This window comes from Mesorhizobium sp. M4A.F.Ca.ET.020.02.1.1 (assembly GCF_004022645.1).
In the GTDB taxonomy this organism is placed as follows: Bacteria; Pseudomonadota; Alphaproteobacteria; order Rhizobiales; family Rhizobiaceae; genus Mesorhizobium.
On the sequence record NZ_RZOI01000182.1, the window covers coordinates 1 to 9,207 of the forward strand.

Consider the following 9,207-nt stretch of genomic DNA (forward strand, 5'->3'; position numbering starts at 1 on the left):
GTCGTGGAATGCAGCCCTTGCGCTGGTCTGCGGCGACGCCGTTGTGTGGAAGCCGTCGGAAAAGACGCCGCTGACCGCGCTTGCCTGCGAGGCGATCTTCAAGCGCGCGGTCGAGCGCTTCGGCAATGATGCGCCCGCAGGGCTGGCGCCGGTGCTGATCGGCGACCGCGCCGTCGGCGAGATCCTGGTCGACCACCCGAAGGTGCCGCTGGTCTCGGCCACCGGCTCGACCCGCATGGGTCGCGACGTCGGTCCGCGGCTGGCCAAGCGCTTCGCGCGCGCGGTGCTGGAGCTCGGCGGCAACAATGCCGGCATTGTCTGCCCGACCGCCGATCTCGACATGGCGCTGCGGGCCATCGCGTTTGGCGCCATGGGCACGGCCGGCCAGCGCTGCACGACGCTGCGGCGCCTGTTCGTGCACGAGAGCGTCTACGACGCGCTGCTGCCGCGTCTCAAGAAGGCCTATCAGAGCGTCTCGGTCGGCAATCCGCTGGAAACGTCTTCGCTGGTCGGTCCGCTGATCGACAAGGCCGCCTTCGACAACATGCAGAAGGCGCTGCAGGAAGCCACCGCCCATGGCGGCAAGGTTACCGGCGGTTCGCGGGTCGAGAACGGCCATCCGGATGCCTATTACGTGCACCCGGCGCTGGTCGAGATGCCCAAGCAGGTCGCGCCGGTGACGGAAGAAACCTTCGCGCCGATCCTTTATGTGATGAAGTACTCCGACTTCGATGCCGTGCTCGACGAGCATAACGCGGTCGGCGCGGGACTGTCGTCGTCGATCTTCACCCGCGACCTGCAGGAGTCCGAGCGCTTCCTAGGCGTTGATGGTTCGGATTGCGGCATCGCCAATGTCAACATCGGCACCTCCGGCGCCGAGATCGGCGGCGCGTTCGGTGGCGAGAAGGAGACCGGCGGCGGCCGCGAGAGCGGCTCGGATGCCTGGAAGGCCTATATGCGGCGTGCCACCAACACGGTGAACTACTCCAAGGCGCTGCCGCTTGCCCAGGGCGTCTCGTTCGACATCGACTGAGGATCGCAGGCGCCGCTCATGGCGGCGCCTGGCCTGCACGATCAGGCCACGCAGGTCGACAGCGCGCATGGCGGCCGCGACGCCGGACACTTTCTGACGTTTGCCGGTGAGATCGCGGGTTGTGCGGAGGGCAGAACGTTCAGCCTCTTTCCGGTGCCGGAAAACAGACCTCGAAGGCCGCATCGACAACGGCGAGCTTGGCCGCCTGGACGGCCATGTATTCGTGGTAGAATTCCTTCGAAACCCACATCAGGGAATGGCCGCGCTGGCCGGCCCAGCCGATGCTGCCGAGTTCCTCGGCGTCATGCAGCTTGCGCGCGAGATGGGTGCGCGACAGCTTAAGCCATCGGGCGAACTCTGCGATCGAGACCACGCTTGTCGGGATCTTGTCCAGTCCGGCATTCTCTGGATCGATGCCGGACATCAGCCAGTCCATGACGATGCCGCCATTGTTGAGCCAGATGAACAGCGAGAAGGTCTGCTCGGGCTCACGCACCGGCGCTGAAGACAACAGACCGTCCGCGATAAGCGGCTGCAATCTGGCCAGCATTTCGGGCCGGTCGAGGAAGGTGGCCAGCCGGTTGCCGCCGTCGATCATATCCAGCGTCCTGAGATGGGCGAGGACCCAGCCCGTGAATGTCTTGATGGTGGCTGCCGTGGGCTGCATGGGATGGGCGCGCGCATCTTCGCTTGTCGGCAGATATTCGGCGATGTTGTAATGCAACATCTCCTTGATGAAGGCTTCCGCCGTGTTGCGGCTGGCTACCGAATTCTGGCGTATCACCTTGAGGAAGCGCGCCAAGGTCAGCGCGGTGTGATGGTCGTTCGGATTCCGCCTGAAATGCAGGGCAAGGCCGACATGGCCCATCAGCCAGCGTTGCTGCGTGGCGAAGATCGCAGCCGAGGGCTCGTTTCGTAGATCTGGATAAGCGCCCGTGACTGCTCCTGGACACCACGGTGCACAGCCGGATGGCCGGCAATGTCTTCGGCTTTCAGCGCCATCCTGCTCCTGCTCCGATTCAGCCCTCCGAACCGTGAAACATGAAGCACATTTCCAGCCTTCATCGTTGGTGTCCAGTATTGCGCTCCCCGTACCAAAGTAGGGCGGCCTGCATGCAGGCCGAGGCCATTTCCTCGCTAACTCTTTGCAAACGTTCGCAAAACTCCTCCCAACGATAGTCAGCCCGGCAGCCGCCGGCCGAATTGACGCACGCAAGGGGCAAGCACAGGCTTCGCGCCATCCGGGCCGGGGTGAGCGCGCGTTCCAGGCCAAGATTGAAACAAGCAACGGCATCGGCCGGCTCGCGCAGGTTGTCAGGACTCGAGGGCCTGCCGCAGCGCCGGACCGCTCCTGACGCGCAGGTCGAGATCAGCCTCGATATGGTCGATGTGGTGCAGCATCAGCGCGCTGGCGCGTTCGGCGTTGCCGTTCTCCAGCGCGTCCAGGATCTGCAGATGCTCGTTGTGGCCGCAGCTCGAAATGCCGGAGCGGCCATAGAGCGCGATCACCAGCGAGGAGCGCGCGACCAGCTCTTCCATAAAGCGCTGCAGGATGACATTGCCGGCCACGGAAGCCAACAGCAGATGGAAATCGCCGGAGGCCTTGATCTCGGAGCGCCTTGCGCTCGGCCCGCGCTCGGCGATAAAGCGGCCCTCTTCCTCGAGCTGTGCCTTGAAGGCGGCAACGTCAGCCGGTGTGATGCGCCCGGCGGCGGCGACCGCGATGCCGGGCTCGATCAGCCGGCGCGAGGCAAAGACCTGGCGCGCCTCTTCCGGCGAGGGATTGGCGACGAAGGCGCCGCGATTGCGCTCGGTGCGCACCAAGCCTTCGAAGGAGAGCATCTGCAGCGCCGCGCGTGCGACGGTGCGGCTGACATCGAATAGGGTGCCGACCTCGCCTTCGGACAGTTTGGTTCCGGGCGCAAGCCGGCGGTCGACGATGGCGTCCCGCAACTGGTCGCGGATCGCCTGGGCGCGATCCTCGTTGGCGTTGTCGACGGCTGGGAAGGTCTGGTCGGCGATGTTCATGGCGGCAAGGTCCTCAGCTCTTGTAGCCTGAATCGGGCCGCCTGCACGAGAGCCAAATTGAACGCAATAGTAGAAAAGATTGCATACGATTTCTGCTGACATCGCCGACAATCGCCCATAATTTGTGCATCGCACACGAGTGCTGCTTTGCTGGGCGCGAGGCCGGATCGACAATTTGCTCGAGGATTCAAACGCTTGAGGGTGGCGGCGGGCAACTGGCATGCATGATGCTTTGGTTAATCCGAGCCAAGAGGAGCCCGGATGTCCAAAGCCGCCGAAATCGACATCGTGTCCGTTTCGAAAGTCTATGGCGCGACCACCGCCGTCGAGGACATCAGCCTCAAGATTCCGGCCGGCACCTATTGCTGCCTGCTCGGTCCTTCCGGCTGCGGCAAGACCTCGACGCTGCGCATGATCGCCGGGCATGAGAGCATCTCGAGCGGCGACGTGCGGCTCGGCAACACCGTCGTCACCGACCTGCCGCCTGCCAAGCGCGGCACAGCCATGATGTTCCAGTCCTATGCGCTGTTTCCGCATCTCGACCTCGTCGACAATGTCGCCTTTAGCCTGAAGATGAAGGGTGTCGGCAAGGAGGAGCGCCGCTCCAAGGCGCTCGACATGCTGAAGCTGATGCAGATGGAAGCCTATGCAAGCCGCCGCCCGGCGCAGCTTTCAGGCGGGCAGCAGCAGCGCGTGGCGCTGGCCCGCGCATTGATCACCGATCCCGAGGCGCTGCTGCTCGACGAGCCGCTTTCGGCGCTCGATCCGTTCCTCAAGATACGCATGCGGGCGGAGCTGAAGAAGCTGCAGACCTCGCTCGCCATCACCTTCGTTCACGTCACCCACAGCCAGGAGGAGGCAATGGCGCTGGCCGACCTGATCGTGGTGATGAACAATGGCCGCATCGAGCAGGCGGCGCCGCCGCGCACCGTATTCGAACGGCCGGCGACCGCTTTCGTCGCCCGCTTCATGGGCGACCACAATGTCGTGTCCGGCCGCGTCAGCGGCAGCAGCGACGGCATGGTTCTCTTTGAGGTGCCGGGCGGCGTCTCGCTCGCCGCGAGCGGGCAGGGCCGCGAGCCCGGCGAGCCGATCGACATCGCCATCCGCACCGACCATGTGCGCATCGGCGAGGCGCCGGCGGCGGGGCTCGGCTTCAGCGGCATCGTTTCCAACATCGAGTATCGCGGCGCAACCGTGAAGCTCTCGGTCAACGGCGCTGGCATCGAGGAGTTCACAGTCATCCTCGACGACGAGGGCTTTTTTGCCAGGCCGGTCGCCGTCGGCGACGCGGTGCCGATCGCCTGGGACGCCGAGGATGCGATCATCCTCGGTCGTCTCGATTCCTGAACCATCACAACCAAACCAAAAGGGGAACTGACAATGACCAACACAACCGACAAGAAGACAGGCATTTCCCGCCGCTCGCTGCTCAAGACGGGCGCAGCGGCGGTCGGCCTTGCCGCCGGCTCCGGCGTCATCACCGGCTTCCCGACCATCTGGGCGCAGTCGAACATCACGCTGCGCCAGTTCGGTACCGGCGTGTCTAACCTCAATGCCATCGCCGAAAAGTGTAAGGCGGATCTCGGCATCACGCTGGAGATGACGGCGACCGATTCCGATGCCGCCGCGCAGCGCGCGGTGACACAGCCCGACAGCTACGACATCGCAGACATCGAATACTGGATCGCCAAGAAGGTATATCCGACCGGCGTCATGCAGCCGATGGACGTCAAGAAGCTGAAATATTACGACAAGATCGTGCCGCTGTTCATCACCGGCAAGCTGACGCCCGACAGCGTGATCGCGCAAGGCACGGCACCACACACGGTCGGCTTCGTGGAGGCGCAGGATTCCAAGGCCTTCGCCAAGGAACCGACCCAGTGGATGACGATGGTTCCGACCATCTACAATGCCGACACGCTGGGCATCCGCCCCGACCTCGTCGGCCGCGACATCACCACCTGGGCCGACATCATGGATCCGGCTTTCAAGGGCAAGGCCGCCATCCTCAACATCCCGTCGATCGGCATCATGGATGCGGCCATGATCATGGAAGCCATGGGCAACATCAAATATGCAGACAAGGGCAACATGACCAAGGAGGAGATCGACAAGACGATCGATTTCCTGATCAAGGCCAAGCAGGACGGTCAGTTCCGCGCCTTCTGGAAATCCTTCGACGAGAGCGTCAACCTGATGGCGTCCGGCGAAGTGGTGATCCAGTCGATGTGGTCGCCGGCGGTGGCAGCGGTGCGCTCCAAGGGCATCGCCTGCAAATATCAGCCGCTCAAGGAAGGCTATCGCTCGTGGGGCGGCGGCCTCGGCCTCGCGGCGCATCTCAAGGGCGCCGAGCTCGACGCGGCCTATGAATACATCAACTGGTACCTGTCCGGTTGGGTCGGCGCCTATCTCAACCGCCAGGGCTACTATTCCGCCGCCATGGACACGGCCAAGCAGTTCATGTCCGAGGATGAATGGGGCTTCTGGGTCGAGGGCAAGCCGGCAAAGGGCGACATCGTCGCGCCGGACGGCAAGGTGATGGAGAAGGCTGGCGCGGTGCGTGACGGCGGTTCCTTCGTCGAGCGCATGGGCAAGGTTGCCTGCTGGAACTCGGTGATGGACGAGGACCGCTACATGGTGAAGCGCTGGAACGAGTTCATCGCGGCGTGATGCACTGATCGCGGATGACGGCGGCGACGCCGCCGTCATCCGCAAACACAACCGCTCGTCGGATATCACGCATGACAGTCGCGCTCGAACGCCCTGCAATGGCCGCGGCCAAGCCCGCCAGGCGCCGCCGGTTCTCGATCGGCGTGATCGCGCCCTATCTGCAGGCGACGCCGCTCGCGCTGATCCTCGGCGCGTTCCTGCTGCTGCCGATCCTGATGATCGTCGTCGTCAGCTTCTGGGACTACGACTTCGCGGCGATGTATCCGGATTTCCTGACGACCAACTATTCCGACGTGCTCGGTTCCTGGGTCACCTGGAAGACCTATCTCAACACGCTGAAATACACTGCCATCGTCTGGGCGTTGACGCTCTTCATCGGCTTCTGGGTCGCCTATTTCCTCGCCTTCCACATCCGCACCACGGCCATGCAGATGGTGCTGTTCCTGGTCTGCACCGTGCCGTTCCTGACCTCCAACATCATCCGCATGATCTCGTGGATTCCGGTGCTCGGCCGCAACGGCCTGGTCAACTCGACGCTGGTGCATCTGGGGCTGGTACCGAGGCCGATCGAATGGCTGCTCTATTCCGAATTCGCCGTCGTGCTCGCCATGGTGCATCTCTACACGCTGTTCATGGTGACGCCGATCTTCAACACGCTGATGCGCATCGACCGCTCGCTGTTCGAGGCCGCGCGCGACGCCGGCGCTTCCGGCTGGCAGATCCTGTGGAATGTCGTCATCCCACTCGCGAAGCCCGGCATGGCGATCGGCACCATCTTTGTCGTCACGCTTGTGATGGCCGATTTTTCCACCGTGCAGGTGATGTCGGGCGGACAGAGCGCCTCCGTCGCGCTGATGATGAAGAACCAGATGTCGCTTCTGCAATATCCGGCCGCCGCCGCCAACGCGGTCGTGCTTCTGGTGCTGGTGCTCCTGATGGTCGCCGGCATCCTGCGCATCGTCGACATCCGCAAGGAGCTCTGAGGCGATGAACCGCGAGAAGCGCACTCTCGAATTCTACGGGCTGGCGGCCTTCTTCGCTCTGTTCGTGCTGTTCCTCTACGGGCCGCTGTCGGCGATCCTGATCCTGTCCTTCCAGGGTGAGAATGGCGGCCTGACCTTTCCGCTCAACGGCGTCTCGCTGCACTGGTTCGCCAACCTGTTCGAGAAGCAGGCGGTGGGCGATTTCGGCGGCAGCTTCAGGCGTTCGCTGGCGCTCGGCCTGATGGTGATGGCGGTGACCGTCATCGTCTCACTGCTCGCCGGGCTTGCCTTCCGCCGCAAGTTCCGCGGCGCCACGGCGCTGTTCTATCTCGCCGTCGCCAGCCTGGTCGTGCCGTCGATCATCATCAGCCTCGGCATCGGTGTCGTCTTCCAGCAGATCGGCTTTCGTCCGGCCTGGTACACCTCGGCCTTCGGCGCGCATCTGACCTGGACCTTGCCCTTCGGCGTGCTGATCATGTTCGCCGTCTTCAACCGGTTCTCGCCGGCCTATGAGGAGGCCGCTCGCGACCTTGGCGCCACCGCCTGGCAGACCTTCGCGCATGTGGTTCTGCCGATGATCGCGCCCAGCCTGATCGGCGTCGGCCTGTTTGGCTTCACACTCTCCTATGACGAGTTCGCCCGCACGCTGATGACGTCGGGCACCTTCAACACGCTGCCGCTCGAGATCTATGGCATGACGACGAATGTAACGACGCCGGTGCTCTATGCGCTTGGCACGGTGACGACCGTGTTCTCTTTCCTGGTGATCCTGCTGACGCTCGGCGCGATCGTCTATGTCGGCCGCCGCCGGGCGCGAGCCTGAACGGAGCCAACGTGCAGATTCTCGTGGTGAACCCGAACACGACCGCCAGCATGACCGAAACCGTCGCAGCGGCCGCCCGCTCCGTTGCCAGCGCCTCGACGGAGATCTTCGCCGTCACTTCGTCGATGGGGCCTGTGTCTATAGAGGGCTATTATGACGAGGCACTTGCGGTGCCCGGCCTGCTGGTCGAGATCGCCGCCGGCGAGCGCGCCGGCGCGCAGGCGGCGATCATCGCCTGTTTTGACGACACCGGACTGGACGCGGCGCGCGCCATGGCGAACATCCCGGTCATCGGCATCTGTGAGGCGGCGCTCAGCCTCGCCTCCTTCATTGCTCAGCGCTTCAGCGTGGTGACCACCACCGAACGCTCACGCGTGCCGGTCGAGGAGTTGGTGCGGCGCTACGGCATGGCCGCGCGGGCCCGCGTGCGCGCCGCCGACATTCCGGTCCTGGCGCTGGAAGACCCGGCATCAGGCGCCATCGTCAAGCTGCGTGACGAGATCGCGCGTGCGATCGAGCGGGATCGCGCCGAGGCGATCGTACTCGGTTGCGCCGGCATGGCCGACCTTGCGGCCGAGTTGCAGCGGGACTTCGGCCTGCCGGTCATCGACGGCGTCGGCGCCGCGATCAAGCAAGCCGAGGCGCTGATTGCGCTTGGCCTGTCAACATCCAAACGCGGCGCCTATGCAAACCCGCTGGCAAAGCCCTATCGTGGCGTTCTGAAATCCTTCGCCCCGGGTGACGTCGCCGCCGAGTGATACGATGCCGAGAACAATCCGCTTGCTCGCCTCACAAGAGGTGGAAATGCTTGTCGACTGGGCCGCGGGCGAAGGCTGGAATCCAGGCTTTGGCGATGCCGCCGTGTTCCAGGCGGCAGATCCCGAAGGTTTCATCGGCGCCTTCGTCGACGGCGGGATGGTGGCCGGCATCTCGGCGGTTGCCTATGGCGACCGCTTCGGCTTCATCGGCCTCTATATCTGCCGTCCCGACCGGCGCGGCGAGGGGCATGGCAGGGCGGTCTGGGACGCCGGCATGGCGCGGCTCGGCAATCGCACGATCGGCCTCGACGGTGTCGTCGAGCAGCAGCCCAACTACCGGCGCATGGGATTTCAGCCCGTCTACGAGACGCTCCGCTACAGCGGCCATGCCGTGGGTCTGCCCGGGGGCGGCGACATCCGGCCACCGACGCCCGATCGGCTTGCCGACGTCCTCGCCTATGACCGCGGCTGTTTCCCGGCGCCACGGCCGGCTTTTCTCGAAGGATGGCTGCAGCCGCCGCGCGTTGCCTTGCTGGCCATGAAAGCCGGCCGGATTTGCGGCTACGGCGTGGCGCGTCAGTGCCGGGAAGGTTTCAAGGTCGGGCCGCTGTTCGCCGACGATACCGAGACCGCGCTGCGGCTGCTGGCTGCGCTGGCCGACATGATGAGGGGCACGCTGCACATCGACGTGCCGGTGGCCAATGCGGATTTCACCGCAGCGCTTCGGGCCGCCGGCCTGTCGCCCGGCTTCAGCACGACCCGGATGTATCGGGGAGGCGTGCCGGCAAACGCGCAAGCCAGGGTCTTCGGCATAACCACGCTCGAGCTGGGCTGACGCGGGGCGGCCGCTATCGCCGCGCCGAGCGCCGCAGCGCCTGGGGCGGCTGGCCGAAGCCGCGCATGAAGGCG

General features: G+C 64.6%; 7 protein-coding genes and 2 pseudogenes. 7 read left to right on the plus strand and 2 right to left on the minus strand.

Features of this window, described 5'->3' with window-relative positions:
- Positions 1-1,033: aldehyde dehydrogenase family protein (locus EN742_RS14000; protein ID WP_128332931.1), on the plus strand; the 1,033-nt coding region annotated here is incomplete at its 5' end.
- Positions 1,034-1,172: 139 nt separating this feature from the next.
- Here EN742_RS14000 and EN742_RS14005 read toward each other — a convergent pair.
- Positions 1,173-2,035, minus strand: a pseudogene (locus EN742_RS14005) (hypothetical protein).
- 312 nt (positions 2,036-2,347) lie between these two features.
- Positions 2,348-3,061 carry a GntR family transcriptional regulator gene (locus EN742_RS14010; protein ID WP_126058526.1) on the minus strand — a complete coding sequence of 238 codons (714 nt, stop codon included), beginning with the start codon at positions 3,059-3,061 and terminating at the stop codon, positions 2,348-2,350.
- 261 nt (positions 3,062-3,322) lie between these two features.
- Here EN742_RS14010 and EN742_RS14015 point away from each other — a divergent pair, with 261 nt between their 5' ends.
- The 6 genes and pseudogenes from EN742_RS14015 (at position 3,323) to EN742_RS14040 (ending at position 9,133) form a co-directional block, all read left to right on the plus strand.
- Entirely contained in the window at positions 3,323-4,411 is a 1,089-nt protein-coding gene (locus tag EN742_RS14015; RefSeq protein WP_126058527.1) for an ABC transporter ATP-binding protein, read from the plus strand.
- Positions 4,412-4,444: 33 nt separating this feature from the next.
- Entirely contained in the window at positions 4,445-5,734 is a 1,290-nt protein-coding gene (locus EN742_RS14020) for a PotD/PotF family extracellular solute-binding protein (RefSeq protein ID WP_126058528.1), read from the plus strand.
- A 146-nt stretch (positions 5,735-5,880) separates the two neighbouring features.
- Positions 5,881-6,717, plus strand: a pseudogene (locus EN742_RS14025) (ABC transporter permease); the annotation flags it as partial.
- Positions 6,718-6,721: 4 nt separating this feature from the next.
- Complete coding sequence (locus EN742_RS14030) at positions 6,722-7,540, plus strand: ABC transporter permease (RefSeq protein WP_127400341.1); 819 nt, start codon at positions 6,722-6,724, stop codon at positions 7,538-7,540.
- Positions 7,541-7,551: 11 nt separating this feature from the next.
- Positions 7,552-8,298 carry an aspartate/glutamate racemase family protein gene (locus EN742_RS14035; protein ID WP_126058531.1) on the plus strand — a complete coding sequence of 249 codons (747 nt, stop codon included), beginning with the start codon at positions 7,552-7,554 and terminating at the stop codon, positions 8,296-8,298.
- A 4-nt stretch (positions 8,299-8,302) separates the two neighbouring features.
- Positions 8,303-9,133 carry a GNAT family N-acetyltransferase gene (locus EN742_RS14040; protein WP_127399757.1) on the plus strand — a complete coding sequence of 277 codons (831 nt, stop codon included), beginning with the start codon at positions 8,303-8,305 and terminating at the stop codon, positions 9,131-9,133.
- Positions 9,134-9,207 lie beyond the last annotated feature (74 nt).

Excerpts from the sequence above, each read along its gene's own strand:
- EN742_RS14010 (WP_126058526.1), bottom strand. The coding sequence starts at position 3,061 with ATGAACATCGCCGACCAGACCTTCCCAGCCGTCGACAACGCCAACGAG.
- EN742_RS14020 (WP_126058528.1), top strand. The coding sequence starts at position 4,445 with ATGACCAACACAACCGACAAGAAGACAGGCATTTCCCGCCGCTCGCTG.
- EN742_RS14040 (WP_127399757.1), top strand. The coding sequence starts at position 8,303 with ATGCCGAGAACAATCCGCTTGCTCGCCTCACAAGAGGTGGAAATGCTT.
- EN742_RS14030 (WP_127400341.1), top strand. The coding sequence starts at position 6,722 with ATGAACCGCGAGAAGCGCACTCTCGAATTCTACGGGCTGGCGGCCTTC.
- EN742_RS14015 (WP_126058527.1), top strand. The coding sequence starts at position 3,323 with ATGTCCAAAGCCGCCGAAATCGACATCGTGTCCGTTTCGAAAGTCTAT.